Source organism: Gordonia sp. NPDC003422 (assembly GCF_053588675.1).
The window spans coordinates 41,509-57,657 of record NZ_JBSFQL010000005.1; the positions used below are offsets into that span (position 1 = coordinate 41,509).

A 16,149-nucleotide genomic window follows, 5' to 3' on the forward strand; every position below is an offset into this window, starting at 1 on the left:
ACTCAGCTCTGGGTGGCCTCCTGGCGCAGCTCGAACTTGAGCACCTTCCCAGTGGGTGTGCGTGGCAGATCCTCGGCGAAGACGATGTCGCGCGGAACCTTGTAGCCGGCCAGCAGTCGCCGGGCGTGTGCGATCAGATCGTCCTTGGACAGCGATTCTCCCTGCCGCACAAGCACATACGCTCTCGGTCGCTCGCCCCACTTCTCGTCGGGGACGCCGATGACGGCGACGTCGAGCACCGCGTCATGGCTCACCAGTGCCTGTTCGACCTCGACCGTCGAGATGTTCTCACCACCGGAGATGATGATGTCCTTGGCACGGTCCTTGAGCTGGATGTAGCCGTCGGGATGCATGACGCCGAGATCGCCGGAATGGAACCAACCACCCGCGAACGCCTCGGCGGTGGCCTCCGGATTCTGGAAATACCCCGCCATCACGTTGTTGCCCCGCAGCACGATCTCGCCCATAGTCTCGCCGTCGGCCGCAACATCGACGAGCGGCACCCGATCGCGTTCGACGACGCGCGCATTCTCGGCCTGCAGCATCCCGACACCCTGCCGCGACAGTTTGGCGGCCCGCTCGTCGGGCGCGAGGTCGTCCCACGCCTGCTGGTACTCGCAGATCGTGTACGGGCCGTACACCTCGGTCAGTCCGTAGACGTGGACGACGGTGATCCCGATCGCCTCGAGATGGCCGATGACCGTCGGCGACGGCGGCGCCCCGGCCGTCGTGATGCGCAACGGCCGGTCGACGCGGTGGGCACGCGGCGATCCGACGATCGTCGTGCACACGGTCGGCGCACCGCACATATGTGTGGCGCCGAGATCGTCGATGGCATCCCACACGGCGTCGGCGCGGACGGCGCGCAGACAGATGTGGGTGCCAGCGGCGGCGGTCACCGCCCACGGGGTACACCAGCCGTTGCAGTGGAACATCGGCAGCGTCCACAGGTAGCGGGTGGTGCCGGTGAACTGGTTGTGGAAGGTCTCACCGAACGAATTGAGGTAGGCACCGCGGTGGGTGTACATGACGCCCTTGGGTTTTCCGGTGGTGCCCGAGGTGTAGTTGATCGAGATCACGGTGTTCTCGTCGCCGACCGTCCACGGCAGCGGTGTCGGGTCCAGGTCGTCGGCAGCCGCAAGATGATCCGCGTAGGCGACGAGACCGGGGATGCCCGACGCGTCGACGGGGCCCGGCGTCGGACCGAACTCGGGGTCGGTGATCTCGATGACCGTGGCGAGCTCCGGCAACTGACCGGCGATGGCGGCAACCGTGTGGCGGAACTCGGCGTCGAAGTAGAGGGCCGTGGCCCCGGAATGGTTGAGGATGTACACCAACTCCGGGCCGGCCAGTCGCGAGTTCAGCGCGACGAGCACCCCACCGGCCAACGGCACGGCGAAGTGCGCGATCAGCATCTCGGGGATGTTCGGCGTCAGGTAGGCGACGCGGTCGCCGGGCGCGATCGTGGCCCGCAGCACGCGAGCGAGCCGCTGCACCTCGTCGGCGAACTCGGCGTAGCTGTAGGTGCGCTCGCCGTAGACGATCGCCTCGCGGTCGCCGAACACCGCGGCGGAGCGTTCGAGGAAGCGCAGCGGACTCAGTTCCGAGCGGTTTGCCAGTCCCCAGTCGCCGGTCGTGAACACAGCCGATCGGTCGGCATCGTTTGCGGGCTGGGTGGTAGGGGCCGACATGCTTGCTCTCCTGTGCTCTTGATCTGACCGTCACAACTGTCCATGTCCGACGGTATGGATCACACTGGAAGCATCACTACCCCCGAATGGGGGTGATCGGCACGGAGGTGACGCCATGCACGACGACGTGTGGCGGCCCAGCGACGAAGATGCGATGCGCGCCGCGTTGCGGGCCGGACAACGGGCGACGCAACTTCCGGTGCATTTCGGTGGGGTGGTGCGGGGACGCGACCTGGTCCTGTCGGGATTTGTCGGGACCCGCACGGGCAACCTGCGCGATCTCGTGATCAGCACACGCTGTGGCCTGGGCGGTCGTGCCATCGACGAGCGTCGTGCCGGCGCCGTCGTCGACTACGCCAACTCGACGGAGATCACCCACGAGTACGACGTCGAGGTGGCCTCCGAAGGCATCCAGTCGCTGGTCGCCGCCCCGGCCGTGGTCGCAGGCCGGACCAGGGCGCTGCTCTACGGCGGGTTGCGCAGCCCGGATCCGATCGGCGACGCCGCGATCACCCGCGTGGTGAACGCCGCGTCGCAGCTGGCGCGGGAGATCGAGATCCGAGACGAGGTCGACCGCCGCGTCGCGCTCATCGAGCAGGATCGGAGTCAACGGGGCCCGACGGTCGCACCGGCGGTCGCCGAGGGCATCGTGGAGAGCTATCTGGAGCTGCGGTCGATCGCGGAGTCGACCACCGACCCCGCCCTCGCCGAGCGGCTGCGCGGGATCGAGCTTCGGCTCGCCGGACTCGGTGAAACCAATCCCGCCGCCGCCCAACTGTCCGCACGGGAACGTGACGTTCTGGCGCACCTGTCTCTTGGGTGCCCCAACCGTGAGATCGCCGACCGCCTGGGTCTTGCGCCGGAGACGGTCAAGGCCTACGTGCGCAATCTGATGGGGAAGCTCGGCGTGCACAACCGGCGCGCGGCGGTGGTCGAAGCACGACGTCAGGGACTTCTGCCCTGAAGGTTGCCACGCGGCAGGCACGCCATACGTAACGTGGGGTCATGAGCATGCCTACCGAAACCGCCACACCCGACGACGCCGACGTTCCGAACGATGTAGCCACGGTTTCTCCCGACGACGATCTGTCGGCCGACGAACGCGCCCTACTGGTGGAGAACCTACGGTACGCACTCGACGGGCGGTGGCGGTCCACCCGCGACATGGTGCGTGAGCGTTCCGACCGGGCCGATCTGCTCCCCGATCCGTCGCGCACGCTCGACGAGGCGCGGACACGGATGCTCGAAGAACTGAAGGAACTGTCGGGTCAGGGGTTCGCGTCGGCCGGTTTCGCGTCGGATCATGGCGGGACCGGCGACGTCGGCGCGTCGATCACGGCGATCGAGATGCTCGGCTATGCCGACCTGTCGCTGATGGTGAAGGCCGGCGTGCAATGGGGCCTGTTCGGCGGGGCGGTCGAAAACCTGGGCACCGCAAGGCATCACGAGCGCTACGTCAAGGGAATCATCGATCTCGACGTTCTCGGCTGCTTCGCCATGACCGAGACCGGGCACGGCTCCAACGTCCAGGCACTTGACACCACCGCAACCTACGACCGCGACACCCGCGAGTTCGTCATCCACTCGACCAAGGCGGCCGCGCGCAAGGACTACATCGGCGGCGCCGCCCTGCATGCGCGATACGCCGCAGTGTTCGCGCAACTCATCACCGCGGGCCCGGGTGAGGAGCCGGAAAGCAAAGGCGTGCACTGCTTTGTGGTCGAGATCCGCGACGAGGACGGCAACGACCGGCCGGGGATCACCACCAGCGACTGCGGCTACAAGGGCGGCCTGGCCGGTGTGGACAACGGGCGCATCGTCTTCGACAACGTGCGCATCCCCGCGGAGAATCTGCTCAATCGGTACGCCGATGTCGAGGCCGACGGCACGTACACGTCGCCGATCGAGAACCCCAACCGGCGCTTCTTCACGATGCTCGGCACCCTGATCCGCGGACGCGTGAGCGTCGCCGCGACGGCCGGCGCCGCGGGGCGCAAGGCCCTGACCATGGCGACGCGCTACGGCCTGATCCGCAAGCAGTTCGAGGCACCCGAGGAGACCGACGAGATCATCGTCATGGACTACCTCGGCCATCAGCGAAAGTTGTTGCCGCTCATAGCGAAATCCTACGCGATCGCGTTTGCGCAGAACGAGATCGTGGCCGAGTTGCACGAGGTGCAGAGCAACTCGCCCGACGATTCGGATGCCGGGCGGCAGCGTCAACTCGAGTCCGACGCCGCCGGGCTGAAGGCGTATGCCACCTGGCATGCGTCGAACGCCGTGAACGTCAGTCGCGAAGCCTGTGGTGGAGCGGGCTATCTCGACGAAAACCAGCTGTCGATCATCCGCGGCGACATCGACGTTTTCACCACGTTCGAGGGCGACAACACGGTGATGACGCAGCTCGTCGCCAAGGAGTTGTTGTCATCGTATTCCGATGACGTGCAGGGACTTTCGGCGGGCGGCTGGGTACGGTTCGTGGTCGGGATGGCGCGCGACGTGGTGGTCGAGAAAACCGCGGTCCGGCAGGTGGTGCAAACCCTGCTGGAGAGTTCCGACGAGGACACCGAGAAGTCGAATCTCACCAACCGCGGCACGCAGATCCGGTTGTTCCGCAACCGCGAAGATCACCTCATTCGCACGTGCGCGCAGCGTTTGCGTAGGGCCCTCGACGACGACAACGACGCGTTCGAGGTGTTCAACAACGCGCAAGATCATCTGCTGAAGGTCGGGCAGGCACACACCGAACGCGTTGTGCTCGAGGCCTTTATCGAGGCGATCAACGACTGCGACTCACGGTCGGCGGCTGAGCTCCTCGGCAAGGTGTGCGACCTGTTCGTCTACTCCGCCCTCGAAGAGGACATGGGCTGGTTCCTCATGCACCGGCACATCTCGGTGGAGCGGGCCAAGGCGATCCGGCGGGGCGTGAACACCCTGTGCCAGGAACTCCGACCACACGCCCGAACCCTGGTGGACGCCTTCGGCATTCCGGAAAGCCTCCTCGCCGCACCGATGCTCGAGCACGGCTGAGGCGACGGCGCCAAGGCGCCGGACGATCGGCTTGAAGTTGGGTCCGGAATCCGGACCCAACTTCAAACGGATGAGTGGACAGCCAGCCAAAGTCGTCGGGTCAGTCGTCGGAACTCCCCTTGGGCGGAATGCCCAGCCGCACGGCGGTATGCGCATCGTTCAGTTCGGAGCGAAAGCGATCGACGTTGCGCGCCCAAGCCTGGTTCACCGTCCCGGACTTCAGTTTCACGCCGACACCCTTGCGGCGCCGCGGCACGCCGTGCAGTTCGCCAAGTGCCGGGGCGCTCTCCCAGTCCTCGGGCACCGCGCCGTGGTTGGGCGGGTAGATCTTGGCGATGTCGTCGAGACGGATGGTTTGTGCACCCTGTCGGAGTGTCGTCTCGGTGAGTTCGACGCTGACGTGGCGTCGGGCGGCGGTGACCTGAACCATCGAGAAGCCGACCAGGATCACCAGGAAGATGAGCAGCACCGGCCAGTGCACGCTGCCCGGTCCGGTGATCTCGAGAACCAGGACCGCGATCACCAACAACGGGCCGATCGACACCACCCACCAACTGCCGCCGGGCTCGTAGAAGAGCACGTCCCCCGGGTCCTCGTTCTCGTCCTCGGCCCGATCGTCGGGCTCGGCGTCGCTCACGCGCTCTTCCGCCGCGGCTTCTTCTGCAGGTTCTTCTTGACGGGCTCCGGGATCGGCTCGCCGGTGTACCAGGACTCCGACTCCGGCCGGTACGCGAGCAGCGACCCGAACAGCGCAATGATGCCGGCCAGGAGTGCGAACGCGAGAAGCGGCGCGAGGAAGCTGATGACCAGCAGCATCGCGACCACCACGAGGGTCAACGCGGCCAGCGACGACCGCCAACGCGCATCACCGACAAACGCTTTGGACCCCATCAGGATGTCGGCGACACCGACGATCGCGACGAGCACGCCGACGGCCACCGGTCCCAGCGTCGACATCGACGACACCGCACCGAGGATGACGAAACCGACACCGAGCAGAACCAGCAACGCACCGCCGGTCACCCAGCACCGGTAGGCCCAGACCACGAGTTTGGGTCGTTGTGCCGGATCAGGATTGGTCACTTGCTCGCCGTCCTTCGTCTGTCTGGTTCCCCGTCGCTTCGCTCGCCCTGGAGTAATTCCCCGTCGCTTCGCTCGCCCTGTTATCGCGGCCGGCCACGTCGTGATCGGATGCCGATTGATCGTCCCGGGTGACAGGTCCTCCGTCACCATACGGCGGTGTCTGCGGTGGCACCTGCGGTTGCGGAGGTCCCGGGCCGTACTGGGGTGGGTACGGGGGCTGGGGTGAGTACCCGGCCGGCGGATAGGGATAGGGATACGGACTCGGTGGCCCGAGGACCGGTCGCGGTTTGCGGAACTCGGCCATCGCGCGGCAGTACTTGTCCGATTCCGGGCGCATCAACAGGATCGTCGCCCCGATGGCGGCGACGCCGCTGATCACCGTCGGCACCATGGACCAGACCGGGTCGCGGTCGGAGAAGAAGGCCAAGAGCAGGTCGACCGTGACGTACACGCCCATCGCCGACGCGATCACCCGCGCCCATCCGTGGCCACGACGGGTGAAGAAGACAAAGACGAGCGGCAGCACGGAGAGCACCACGGCCACCCCGATCAGAAGGGCGACGATGAAGCCGGTCGACGTCATGAATTCGAGTTGGTCGGCCGGGACACCCGCCGACCCCTCGTGCACCGAGTCGCGAATCGACTTCGCGAGTGCCGAGGACTGGGCGAAGAACGCGACGATCTGCCCCAGGACCACGACGATCCACAATTCGGACGCGATCTTGATGGAGTCGGGCAGCTTCGGACGAACCGGCGCACCGGAGTCCCCCGGCCCGGCAGACCCCCCGGACGTCGGGTCGAACGGTGCAGACATGCCACCAGGGTAATGAACGGCACCTGTGCGCAACCTGGGAGGATGCGGCTTCGCACTGTCATTCGTTCGGTCTGTCTTGGCGCCCGGGTGCGGTCTCCGCGTCGACAGCCGATCCGCCGCGTGTTTGACTCGGCCAATCGACCAGGTCATCCGGGTAGCACCAGGGAGCGAGGGACCGGCCATGACACAGACGGATCGTCGGTCCGATGAGGTAACCACGCCCGGCTTTCTCCACCCATCGGCACGGCCCCTGTGGCGCACCCCGGGTGCTGTGGTCGCCGCCGCGGGGGCCCTGCTGGTCGCCATCTCCTACGGTCTGGTCTGGTATCGACCCGACGTCGACGCGTCGGTCGCCATCACCGGGTGGGGCGGTGCGAGCGAATCCGGGTACGACGTCGACTTGAGTCTCTTGCATCTGTTGCCGGTGCTGGCGGTCGTGTTGGTGGTGACGATCGTCGTCGGCCTGGTCTGCGGGCGGACGATCGACGAGACGCGTCCGGTCGCGATGGTGACCGTCCTGTCGGCGCTCAGCGGAGCATTGGTGTCGTTGGCGGTGGTTCCCGACGGCATCTCCGCGTCGGGGGCAGGCGTATACGTCGCGGTCGTCGGCTGCCTAGTGATCGCCGCGGGTGGCGCGCTGCTCACCTTCGTACGGCGCTGACCGGCGCCGGCGCCGGCCTTGCCGACGATCATGGGCCAGCAAGAAGGTCGTCGGCGGCGAGAAGAGGATAGCCGTCCAAAACGGTCCTCCTCAGGGGCCACCGAGGGCATATTGCCCTCGGAGACACATCACGGCGACCGTTTCAGTTGCGGTCCCAAGAAGTTGCGCTCAGCCCAGGCGAGCTGCCACCTCGGCAGCCCAGTAGGTGAGGATGATCGACGCTCCGGCGCGGCGAATCGATGTGAGTGACTCGAGGATCGCGGCGTCGCGGTCGATCCAGCCGCGTTCGGCGGCGGCGGTGATCATCGAGTACTCGCCGCTGATCTGGTAGGCGGCCACCGGGACGTCGGCGATCTCGGCGACGTCGCGCACGATGTCGAGGTAGCTCATCGCCGGTTTCACCATGACGATGTCGGCGCCCTCGTCCAGGTCGAGCCGCACCTCGCGCAGGGCCTCGATCCGATTCGCCGAATCCTGTTGGTAGGTCCGACGATCGCCTTGGAGACTGGAGCCGACGGCCTCCCGGAACGGACCGTAGAAAGCCGACGCGTACTTGGCCGCATAGGCGAGGATGCCGGTGTCGGCGAAGCCGGCGTCGTCGAGCGCGGCGCGGATGGCGCCGACCTGGCCGTCCATCATGCCGCTCGGTCCCAGCAGATGCGCACCACTTCGCGCCTGCGCCAACGACATCGAGACGTAGCGTTCCAGGGTCGCGTCGTTGTCGACCCGACCCCGCGCATCCACGACGCCGCAGTGCCCGTGGTCGGTGAACTCGTCGAGGCAGGTGTCGGCCATCAGGACGGTGTCGTCGCCCAGGTCGTCGGAGAGGACGCGCAACGCGCGGTTGAGGACTCCGTCGTCGGCGTCGGCGCCCGTCCCGGTGGCGTCCTTGTCAGCAGTCGCGGGCACCCCGAAGAGCATCAGGCCACCGACCCCGGCGCGAACGGCCTCGTCGGCCGCCTTGCGCAGCGAGTCGAAGGTGTGCTGGACGACGCCGGGCATCGACGAGATCTCACGTGGCTCGTCGAGGCCGTCGGCGACGAACATCGGCAACACCAGTTGCCTTGGCGCCAAGGTGGTCTCGGCCACCAGTCGACGCATGGCCGCGCTGGTGCGCAACCGCCGCGGGCGGATCACCGGTGCCATGACGCCTCCTTGCTGTTGTGTTGCCGGCCCTTCGAGGCTCGTCGCTAGCGCTCCTCGCACCTCAGGGACCGGTGGTCGTCTCGTCGCTAGCGCTCCTCGCACCTCAGGGAGCGGCTACTACGACCGCGACCGTCGCGACTTCTTGCGCGGCGGCGGCAGTGCGCCTTCGGCACGCAGACGCGCGGCGTGTTCGGCGAGTGCGTCGACGAGGTCGGGGATCGACGCCGTCTCCGGCTGCACGTCCACCCGCAGACCGAATTCGGTTGCGGTCTCGGCGGTCTTGGGTCCGATGCAGGCAACGATGGTGCGCGCGTGCGGCTTTCCGGCGATACCGACCAGGTTGCGGACGGTGGAGCTCGAGGTGAAGCACACCGCGTCGAAGCCGCCGGTCTTGATCATCTCGCGCGTCTGCGCGGGCGGCGGGGCCGCGCGCACGGTGCGGTAGGCGGTGACGTCGTCGATCTCCCAGCCGCGTTCACGCAGGCCTTCGGAGAGGGTTTCGGTGGCGATGTCGGCTCGCGGCAACAGGATTCGGTTCACCGGGTCGAAGACGTCGTCGTACGGCGGGAACTCGTCGAGCAGGCCGAGCGAGCTCTGCTCACCCGACGGAACCAGCTCCGGGTTGATGCCGAAGGAACGCACCCGCTCGGCGGTTGCCTCACCGACACAGGCGATCTTGACGCCGGAGAACGCCCGGGCGTCGAGCCCGAACTCGGCGAACTTCTCCCACACGGCCTTGACCGCGTTGGTGGAGGTGAACACCACCCACTGGTAGCGGCCGTCGACCAAACCCTTGACGGCCCTTTCCATCTGCGCGGGGCTGCGCGGCGGTTCGACGGCGATGGTCGGGACTTCCTTCGGGACCGCGCCGTGGCTGACGAGACGGTCACTCATGTCGCCGGCCTGGTCCTTGGTGCGCGGCACCAGGACGGTCCAGCCGTAGAGCGCCCGCGACTCCCACCACGACAGCTTGCCGCGCGAGGCGACGACCTTGCCGATGGTGAGGATCAGCGGACCGGTCAGCGCGTTGCCCTGCTCGTTGAGCGTCGCAAGCGTCGCCTCGATGGTGCGCTGCTGGCAGGTGGTGCCGTTGATCGTGATGGCGACCGGCGTCTGGGCGGCCAGACCCTGCTCGGTCAGCGCGCTCGCGGTCTCGGCGAGATGGCCGGAGGTCGCGTGCAGCACCAGCGGACCGGGGGCGGCTGCCAGTGCGGCCCAGTCGACCTCGCCGCGCACGTCGGCCTCGGTGTGGGTGGAGCCGAGCGGCATACCGGCGTAGCTGGGCACCACGGATGCCGCGGGCAGGCCGGGGAGCACCTCGAACGCGATCGAGGTGCGGGCGACGGCGTTGACCTCGGTGAGCACGGAATCGGTGGTCAGCGGATCGCCGGAGACCACACGGACCACGTCGTCGCCGGCCTTGGCAGCGGCGACCAGGGTCTTGGCGACCTCGGTGGGATCACCGAGGGCCGGGTGGACGATCGCATCCGCGTCGTCGGTGGTCTCGTCGCTGTCGACCGGCGCGGTGCTGTTCTCCGTGTCGGTGCTATCGGCGCCCTTCGAGGCTCGCTCCGCTCGCACCTCAGGGAGCGGAGACTTGGCCCGACGGTTGTCGGCGGCCGGCTCCTCGCGGTGTGCGCTGCCGATCAGGTTCACCACCGCGGCGGGAACGTCCGGGTCGATGTAGGCCGTCGTCGCGTTCGCTATGACGGTCCGCGCCCGCACAGTGAGCAGCTCGGGATCCCCGGGGCCCGACCCCACGAAGAGGATTCTGCCCGCTCGCTTCGCTCCCGGCGCAGGCAAAATTCGTCCCGGATGTGCCTTGGTTGTCGTACGGCTCATGCGTTCGCACTCTCCTGCCCTCGCCTCGAGGGCTGCAGTTCCTTCTGGAACTAGGGAGAGTCGACGAGGTCGCCCGCTCCCAGTTCCAGCAGTTCGGCGGCGAGATCCGCACCGAGTTGAGCCGCACGATCGACCGGTCCCACCACCGAAGCCCGGATCACATCGGATCCGTCCTCGGCCGCCACCGCCGCACGAAGCGACAGTTCGGCGAAGATGCGCCCGTCGTCGTCGATCGACTCCACCACCTCGGCAATCGCTCCGATCGGGGCGGTGCATCCGGCTTCCAGAGCCGCAAGCACAGCCCGCTCGGCGTCGATCGCCGCACGGGTGGACTCGTCGTCCAACTCGGCGAGTACTCTCACCAGTTGGGCATCGTCGGAGCGGCACTCCACAGCCAAAGCACCCTGCGCCGGAGCCGGTAGCAAGACCACCGGATCAAACGACTCGGTGACCTCGTCGGCACGTCCGATACGGACGAGACCGGCGCGAGCGACCACGACTGCATCGAGTTCGCCACTGGCGACTTTGCCCAACCGAGAATCTAGGTTGCCTCGTAGGGGGCGGATTTCCAAACCGAGACCCAATGCTCTAAGCTGCGCCGCCCGTCGCGGGGCCGAGGTCCCGACCGTCGACCCGGGTGGGAGTGCGCCGAGGACCAGATTATCCCTGCTGACCAGCGCATCTCTGGGATCTTCGCGGGGCGGGATGGCCGCGATGACCAGGCCGTCCTCGGGTGCGGTGGGCAGATCCTTGTAGGAGTGCACCGCAACGTCGACCTCGTGTTTGTGCAACGCAGTGCGGATGGCGGTGGTGAACACCCCGACCCCGATCTCGGCGACCGGCGCAGCGGATTCGTCACCGGCCGTCCGGATGATCACCAGTTCGGCGGGGTGTCCGGCGGCGGTCAGGGCGTCGGCGATGGTCTGTGACTGGGTGGTGGCCAGCAGCGAACCCCGGGTGCCGATGCGAATCGGGGTCGGGAGCGTTTCGCTCACTTATCTGCCTGGTTGATGGGGCGATCTCCGATCGGGTCGGACGAGAAGTCGCCGAGCTGGTCGGATGCGAGGTGGTCGGGCGCCGACACCGCCTCGGCCGCGCCCGGCTTCAGCTCGAAGAGTTCGCGCAGGGCCTCGGCGTAGTGGTCGCCGTTGGGGGTCGACGCGAGTTGCTTGACCCGAACCGTCGGGGCGTGCAGCAGCTTGTCGACGACGCGGCGCACCGTCTTGGCGACCTCGTCGCGCTGCGGGTCGTCGAGCTCGGGTAGCCGAGTCTCGAGGCGCAGGATCTCGGCCTCCACGACGTCGGCCGCACGCTGACGCAGGGCGGCGACGGTCGGGGTGACCTCGGCCTGGCGCTGGTGGGTCAGGTAGTCGGCCAGTTCGGCGGCGACGATCCCGCGGGCGGCCAGGGTGTCGTTCTCGGCGGCCTGGGTCTCGGAGTCGCCGCGCAGGCCCTCGATGTCGACGATGTGCACGCCGGGCAGTCGGGCCGCGGCGGGGTCGACGTTGCGCGGGAGCCCGAGGTCGCAGATCACCAGCGGCGACTTCGATGTCCGGGTGGCCAGCGCCGAATGGACCTCGCCCACGCTCACGACCGCGCCGATCGAACCGGTGCAGGTGACCACGACGTCGGCGGTCGCCATCACCGACGGCAGCTGGTCGAGCCCGACGCCGCGCACGGAGACGCCGTGGTTGGCCCTCACGTTGCCCGCCAGGTGCTCCGCGTTGTCGACGGTCCGGTTGACCACGACGAGGTCGGTGACGCCTTCTCGGGCGAGCTGAGCGGTCGCCAGACCACCCATCGCGCCCGCTCCGACCACCACGGCACGGCGCATCTGTGCCCCGACGGCCTTGGCACGGTGCAGCGCGACCGACACCACCGACGCACCGGCACGGTCGATACCGGTCTCGGTGTGCACGCGCTTGCCGACCCGCAGCGCCTGCTGCGCGAGCTCGTGCAGGACACGGCCGGCCGACTTGTTGGCGTCGGCGTTCAGGTACGCGTTGCGGATCTGGCCGAGGATCTGCTGCTCGCCGACGACCATCGAATCGAGCCCGGCGGCAACGGTGAAGAGATGCTCGACGGCGGCCTCGGAGTACCGCACATAGGCGTGCCGGGTCATCTCGTTGATCGTCATGCCGGAGTGGTCGCCGAGTACGGCACCGACCGCTTCGAGCGCGGGGTGGAAGGCGTCGACGACGGCGTAGATCTCCACCCGGTTGCACGTCGAGACCAGCATCGCCTCGGAAATCGCACGGGAGGACAACAGGTCGTCGACCAGCTTGGGTCGGTCGTGATCGGAGACTGCCAGCCGCTCGAGCACCTCTACCGGCGCACTGCGATGCGACACCCCGAACAACAGAACACTCACGCTGTCACCGTCTCTTCACCCATCACACTTGCCTGGCGCCGCCCCGCCTGAAAAGCCAGCACCTGTAGTTCCAAGGCTAGATCAACCTGTCGGATGACGACATCTGAGTCCCCGGACTCGGTCAACGACAGGCTCACCGGGGTCACGTTGAGGATCTGCCGGACGCCGACCGCCGCGAAGGCGTCGAAGGTGCGCTGGGCGTCGGCGTCGGCGGTCGCGACCACGGCGACCTCGATCGGAGGGCTGTCGGACGCGCCGCAGACGCTCTCGATGTCGGCGAGCGGCGCGATGCGCGGGCCGCCGGCAACCAGCGCGGTGCCGAGCAGGCGCGGGTCGTCGTCGAAGAGTGCCGCGACGCGGAACCCACGACCGAAGCCGGTGTGCGCGAGCAGTGCGTGTCCGAGGCGCCCGGCACCGGCGAGCGCGACGGTGTGCACGCTGTCGGTGTGCAGCGCCATGGAGATGCGGGCGGTCAGCCGACCGACGTCGTAACCGACGCCACGTACCCCGTTCGCGCCGACGTGCGACAGGTCCTTACGCAGGATGGACGAATTGACCCCCGCCGCACGCGCCAGTTCGCCGCTGGAGGCGACGAGAACGCCCCGCTCACTGAAGGACCGCAGAACATGCAGATATGCGGCCAGACGGGCCACTGCGGGCGCGGGAATGTCGGTGGTGTCGATGGCCGGGGGTGGGTGCGCGTCGTCGGATGCGTCACTCCGCCTCACGCTCACCCACCTCGCTTCGAAGATCTCGGGCCGGTCGGTCGTGGCGGCCACTCGGTGAGGGTCAGCCTATACCTCTTGTGAAGAGGTTCACATTCTGCCCCTACCGGTTGCGAGATCGGCGCGCAGACGCTGTTCGTCGACCTCCCAGTAACTGTGTTCGACGCCGTCGAGCAGGACCACGGGGAGCCGGTCGCCGTACTCCGCGCGCAGCTCGCGATTGCCCTGCTCGGCCGCGGTGTCGACGTCGACCTCGGTGTAGGAGAGTCCGAGGTCGGCGCAGACCCGCTCGAGGTCGGCGCGCGCGGTCACGCAGGCCGAGCAACCGGCGCGGGTGAGCAGTTCGAGCGTCATGAATCTCATCGTCGCACTCGCGGCCCACCGACCGGGATCTGGGCACGCTGACGGCTGCTCGACGCGGGGCACACTACTGTGGGAGCCACACCAGCGTCAGGCAGTGTCAGGCAAGGAGGTCGGTTGTGCGCGACGATCCCGGCGGCGTGGAACCCGGTGTCGAGAACGGCCGAACACCGCCACCGCCGTCCGAGCCCGAGAAGACCGAATTGCCCACTCCGGAATCGTCGTCGCCGGAGGACTGGGAGGGCTGGGCTGCGAGCAGTGGCGCCGACGACGAGTTCTCCGAGGATGCCGAACTGCACACCCTGATCGACGACGACGAGTCCGGTCGGGTCACCGCGTGGATCTCCGAACGGGCATCGGCGGCGACCGGCCGCTTCCGCCAGACCGCGCAAGAACTGCGTCAAGCCCTCGCCGGTGAGGCGAGTGCGCAGGCGGCAGTCGACTCGCTCCGCGACCGCCCGCCGGCCGGCCCCGACCCCACGCAGGCGCCCCGCGACCTCACCGCGGCCGCATTCTTCGACGTCGACAACACGCTGGTCCAGGGTGCCTCGATCGTGCACTTCGCCCGCGGGCTCGCGGCCCGAAAGTACTTCTCCTACAGCGACATTCTCGACTTCGCCTGGACCCAGGCCAAATTCCGCATCACCGGCAAGGAGAACGCGAACGACGTCGCCGAGGGCCGCGAGAAGGCGTTGTCGTTCATCGCCGGACGCCCGACGGCAGAGCTCGCCGCGCTCGGCGAGGAGATCTACGACGAGTACATCGCCGACAAGATCTGGCCGGGCACCCGCGCCCTCGCGCAGCGACATCTCGATGCGGGACAACAGGTTTGGCTGGTGACCGCCACCCCGGTGGAACTCGCGCAGACCATCGCCGACCACCTCGGCCTCACCGGCGCACTCGGTACCGTGGCCGAGAGTGTCGACGGAACGTTCACCGGCCGCCTCGTCGGCGACATCCTGCACGGCCCCGGCAAGGCACATGCTGTGCGCGCGTTGGCAATCCGAGAGGGACTCAACCTCAAGCGATGCACCGCCTACTCCGATTCGCACAACGACGTGCCGATGCTGTCGCTCGTCGGGACGGCGGTCGCGATCAACCCCGACGCCGACCTGCGCGACGTAGCGAAGGTTCGCGGCTGGGAGATGTACGACTTCCGCACCGCCCGCAAGGCCGCGAAATACGGGGTCGGTTCGGCACTCGCGATCGGAGCAGCGAGCGCCGGGGCGGCGGCGGCCGTGCGCGTCATCCGGCAGCGTTAGTCACAGCGCCGACACCTCACTGGTCGGGTCGATGAGCACCTTGGCGTGATGTTCGGCCGACCCGAGGGCGTCGAACGCGGCGGACACACCGTCGAGGCCGACGGTCGCGGTGATCAGCGGTCCCACGTCGAGGGTCCCGTCGGCGATCATGCTCAGCGTGTGGTGGAACTCGGCGGGGTCGTAGGCGAAGACGAACCGCATCTCGAGTTCCTTGTTGATCGCCATCGCCGGACGGAAGGTGTCGGGTTCCATGCACACCCCGACCACCACGATGCGCGACCGGAACGGCGCCGAGGACACCACGTGCTCGATGATCCCGGGGGTGCCGACGCACTCGAACACGACCGGCCCCTTGGGTGTGGCGCCGAGGCGATCGGCCATCCGGAACATCGACGCCCACGGCACCACCGGGATACGACGCAGCGTCCGCATGCCCGCGAACGCCGCACCGAGGAGATCGCCGGCGGTGGTGATGTAGCCGCCCTGTTCGGCGGCCTTGTCCCATGGGGAGTCGACGGCGGGGTCGACGACGATGTCGGCGCCGACGCGTCGGGCCAGCGCCCGACGACCGTCGGACGGATCGCTGGCGACCACGGTGCGCACGTCCGCCGCTTTCAGCATCGCGATGACGGCGAGTCCGATCGGTCCGCAGCCCACCACCACCGCGACGTCGCGCTTGCCGATCTCGCTGCGTCGAACGGCGTGGTAGGCGACGGCCATCGGTTCGGTCAGCGCGGCCCGCTCGGCGGATACGCCGTCGGGCACCGGCATCGTCATGTCCTCGGAGGCCAGGACGAAGTCGGCGTAGGCGCCCTGCGCGGACGCCGACAATCCGGTGAGGTGCGGAGCGTCGCCGTGCTTGATCATCGGCACCGACACCACGGCGGTGCCCGGCTTCCAGCGTTTGCGGCAGCCCTCGCCGTAGGAGACGACCTCCCCGGCGAACTCGTGGCCCATCACGACAGCCTGATCCGATCGCATGAAGGCGTCGTAGCCGACCTCGGCCGTGACGTCGGCAGTGGCGTCGCAGTGATGGCGGGCATGGAGGTCGGAACCGCAGATCCCCGCCCGCGTGACCCGCAGCAGCACCTCACCCCGACCGGGCACCGGCGTGGGCAGTTCGTCGACCGTCAGTTCCCCCGCACGACACACCACAGCTCGCAT

The 16,149-nt window shown here is 68.1% G+C and carries 15 protein-coding genes; 4 read left to right on the forward strand and 11 right to left on the reverse strand.

Features of this window, described 5'->3' with window-relative positions; translation table 11 throughout:
• Window positions 1–2: 2 nt before the first annotated feature.
• On the reverse strand, window positions 3–1,691 hold the full coding sequence (locus tag ACWDTF_RS06090; protein WP_240859564.1) for an AMP-binding protein: 1,689 nt from the start codon (window positions 1,689–1,691) through the stop codon (window positions 3–5).
• A gap of 115 nt (window positions 1,692–1,806) precedes the next feature.
• Here ACWDTF_RS06090 and ACWDTF_RS06095 point away from each other — a divergent pair, with 115 nt between their 5' ends.
• Together ACWDTF_RS06095 and ACWDTF_RS06100 are read left to right on the forward strand one after the other, a co-directional pair.
• Window positions 1,807–2,655: a response regulator transcription factor gene (locus ACWDTF_RS06095; RefSeq protein ID WP_355278409.1), complete on the forward strand. Its 849-nt coding sequence runs from the start codon at window positions 1,807–1,809 to the stop codon at window positions 2,653–2,655.
• 47 nt (window positions 2,656–2,702) lie between these two features.
• Complete coding sequence (locus ACWDTF_RS06100) at window positions 2,703–4,721, forward strand: acyl-CoA dehydrogenase family protein (RefSeq protein WP_374247255.1); 2,019 nt, start codon at window positions 2,703–2,705, stop codon at window positions 4,719–4,721.
• A 100-nt stretch (window positions 4,722–4,821) separates the two neighbouring features.
• On the opposite strand, the gene ACWDTF_RS06105 is transcribed toward ACWDTF_RS06100, so the two are convergent.
• Genes ACWDTF_RS06105 through ACWDTF_RS06115 form a run of 3 tightly spaced genes read right to left on the reverse strand, consistent with a single transcriptional unit; the run spans window position 4,822 to window position 6,618 of the window.
• Window positions 4,822–5,358, reverse strand: coding sequence for an EbsA family protein (locus tag ACWDTF_RS06105; RefSeq protein ID WP_240859558.1), 537 nt, complete (start codon window positions 5,356–5,358; stop codon window positions 4,822–4,824).
• Window positions 5,355–5,804 (reverse strand): hypothetical protein, encoded by a 450-nt coding sequence (locus ACWDTF_RS06110; protein ID WP_240859555.1) that lies wholly within the window; start codon window positions 5,802–5,804, stop codon window positions 5,355–5,357. The genes ACWDTF_RS06105 and ACWDTF_RS06110 overlap by 4 nt, the downstream gene beginning before the upstream one ends.
• Entirely contained in the window at window positions 5,791–6,618 is an 828-nt protein-coding gene (locus tag ACWDTF_RS06115) for a hypothetical protein (protein WP_240859553.1), read from the reverse strand. The genes ACWDTF_RS06110 and ACWDTF_RS06115 overlap by 14 nt, the downstream gene beginning before the upstream one ends.
• Window positions 6,619–6,799: 181 nt before the next feature.
• Here ACWDTF_RS06115 and ACWDTF_RS06120 point away from each other — a divergent pair, with 181 nt between their 5' ends.
• A complete protein-coding gene (locus ACWDTF_RS06120; RefSeq protein WP_240859551.1) occupies window positions 6,800–7,279 on the forward strand; it encodes a hypothetical protein in 480 nt (159 codons plus the stop codon).
• A gap of 168 nt (window positions 7,280–7,447) precedes the next feature.
• On the opposite strand, the gene hemB is transcribed toward ACWDTF_RS06120, so the two are convergent.
• The 6 genes from hemB to ACWDTF_RS06150 form a co-directional block, all read right to left on the reverse strand.
• Window positions 7,448–8,425: a porphobilinogen synthase gene (gene hemB / locus ACWDTF_RS06125; protein ID WP_449754121.1), complete on the reverse strand. Its 978-nt coding sequence runs from the start codon at window positions 8,423–8,425 to the stop codon at window positions 7,448–7,450.
• 117 nt (window positions 8,426–8,542) lie between these two features.
• On the reverse strand, window positions 8,543–10,267 hold the full coding sequence (locus ACWDTF_RS06130; protein ID WP_240859547.1) for a bifunctional uroporphyrinogen-III C-methyltransferase/uroporphyrinogen-III synthase: 1,725 nt from the start codon (window positions 10,265–10,267) through the stop codon (window positions 8,543–8,545).
• 50 nt (window positions 10,268–10,317) lie between these two features.
• Entirely contained in the window at window positions 10,318–11,262 is a 945-nt protein-coding gene (gene hemC, locus ACWDTF_RS06135) for a hydroxymethylbilane synthase (RefSeq protein WP_355280112.1), read from the reverse strand.
• Window positions 11,259–12,638: a glutamyl-tRNA reductase gene (locus tag ACWDTF_RS06140; RefSeq protein ID WP_449754122.1), complete on the reverse strand. Its 1,380-nt coding sequence runs from the start codon at window positions 12,636–12,638 to the stop codon at window positions 11,259–11,261. The genes hemC and ACWDTF_RS06140 overlap by 4 nt, the downstream gene beginning before the upstream one ends.
• Entirely contained in the window at window positions 12,635–13,372 is a 738-nt protein-coding gene (locus ACWDTF_RS06145; protein WP_433259406.1) for a redox-sensing transcriptional repressor Rex, read from the reverse strand. Before ACWDTF_RS06145 ends, ACWDTF_RS06140 begins: the two co-directional genes overlap by 4 nt.
• An 81-nt stretch (window positions 13,373–13,453) precedes the next feature.
• A complete protein-coding gene (locus ACWDTF_RS06150) occupies window positions 13,454–13,717 on the reverse strand; it encodes a glutaredoxin family protein (protein WP_240859538.1) in 264 nt (87 codons plus the stop codon).
• A gap of 209 nt (window positions 13,718–13,926) precedes the next feature.
• Between ACWDTF_RS06150 and ACWDTF_RS06155 the strand changes: the two genes are divergently transcribed.
• Entirely contained in the window at window positions 13,927–14,985 is a 1,059-nt protein-coding gene (locus tag ACWDTF_RS06155; RefSeq protein WP_240859703.1) for an HAD family hydrolase, read from the forward strand.
• Here the strand turns inward: ACWDTF_RS06155 and ACWDTF_RS06160 are convergent, their stop codons facing one another.
• Entirely contained in the window at window positions 14,986–16,149 is a 1,164-nt protein-coding gene (locus tag ACWDTF_RS06160) for a zinc-binding dehydrogenase (RefSeq protein ID WP_240859536.1), read from the reverse strand.

What these genes read in the sequence shown, in the direction of transcription:
- ACWDTF_RS06090 (WP_240859564.1), bottom strand. Translation starts at nt 1,691, where the DNA reads ATGTCGGCCCCTACCACCCAGCCCGCAAACGATGCCGACCGATCGGCT.
- ACWDTF_RS06150 (WP_240859538.1), bottom strand. Translation starts at nt 13,717, where the DNA reads ATGACGCTCGAACTGCTCACCCGCGCCGGTTGCTCGGCCTGCGTGACC.
- ACWDTF_RS06160 (WP_240859536.1), bottom strand. Translation starts at nt 16,149, where the DNA reads ATGCGAGCTGTGGTGTGTCGTGCGGGGGAACTGACGGTCGACGAACTG.
- ACWDTF_RS06120 (WP_240859551.1), top strand. Translation starts at nt 6,800, where the DNA reads ATGACACAGACGGATCGTCGGTCCGATGAGGTAACCACGCCCGGCTTT.
- ACWDTF_RS06115 (WP_240859553.1), bottom strand. Translation starts at nt 6,618, where the DNA reads ATGTCTGCACCGTTCGACCCGACGTCCGGGGGGTCTGCCGGGCCGGGG.
- ACWDTF_RS06095 (WP_355278409.1), top strand. Translation starts at nt 1,807, where the DNA reads ATGCACGACGACGTGTGGCGGCCCAGCGACGAAGATGCGATGCGCGCC.
- hemB (WP_449754121.1), bottom strand. Translation starts at nt 8,425, where the DNA reads ATGGCACCGGTGATCCGCCCGCGGCGGTTGCGCACCAGCGCGGCCATG.
- ACWDTF_RS06100 (WP_374247255.1), top strand. Translation starts at nt 2,703, where the DNA reads ATGCCTACCGAAACCGCCACACCCGACGACGCCGACGTTCCGAACGAT.
- ACWDTF_RS06130 (WP_240859547.1), bottom strand. Translation starts at nt 10,267, where the DNA reads ATGAGCCGTACGACAACCAAGGCACATCCGGGACGAATTTTGCCTGCG.